The organism is Kluyvera georgiana ATCC 51603 (assembly GCF_001654985.1).
GTDB lineage: Bacteria > Pseudomonadota > Gammaproteobacteria > Enterobacterales > Enterobacteriaceae > Kluyvera > Kluyvera georgiana.
This window is the reverse complement of the sequence record NZ_LXEU01000104.1, coordinates 1-897: the sequence shown is the minus strand read 5'-3', so window position 1 is coordinate 897 and position 897 is coordinate 1. Positions and strand designations below refer to the sequence as shown.

Sequence of the window (897 nt, the reverse complement as noted above, 5' to 3'; positions counted from 1 at the left end):
GTGGCGATTCACACCGCATGCTGATTGTTGGGTATTTCTATGTACTCACTTACCCAGATTGTAAGTTCAAACGGCCGAAGGCACTGGATTCTGATGGATGTAAAAATCTGTCTGCCAGCACTTTATCCGCTTAGGTATCTAGTTGACCATCTTGAGTATCGCTCGCTTTCAACTCAATCAGCTTCTCTCCAGGCGATTAAGTTTTTTTATGAGTTCTGGTACATGAAGCATAGAGCCACATTCTGCTATAGCTTTTACTGCTCGGGACATGACCCTGCAATCGCTATTCAGGAGATGACAGATTTTTTTCAATACTTAGAAAATGGTCGCATGGTCAGCTTCGCACCACGATTACTGCCATTTAAACATTCTAGCGGCATGACAAATGCTTCTAGAGTACGTGCAGTGATTAGATTCATAGGCTACCTGATTGCTACCTATGTATCTCCGTACTATCGAAATGAAACGCCCAAAGAATTGTCTCGTCATGCATCCCGTCTCAACACTCGATTGCTGATATGTAAAGACGACTTTAAAACTCTGGAAAGAAGCAATCAGCGGTATTATTCTCGAGTCACTCAAGGATTTCAGAGCATGACTGGTGATATGGTTGAAAATGTATATCGCATAGTCGTACCGAGTTCAAAACATAAAAATAACCTTCTAAACCCCTTCCCTTCAGGATTTATTCAATTTCGCAATTATTTAATTATACGGTTAATGCTCAACTATGGGTTGCGTGTTGGTGAGTTGTTATTGTTAGAGTGCTCATCGGTTAAAGCTAGTATCAGTGGAGATAAATTTAGCTTAATCATTAGTATGCCTCAAAATATGACCGATCCAAGAACACATGCACCATCATTAAAAAATGAGTACTCACATCGAGTTTTGGAACTA

The 897-nt window shown here is 40.4% G+C and carries 1 pseudogene; it reads left to right on the top strand.

The features are described from left to right. Positions 1–93: 93 nt before the first annotated feature. Positions 94–897: pseudogene (locus M989_RS25370) on the top strand (site-specific integrase); the annotation flags it as partial.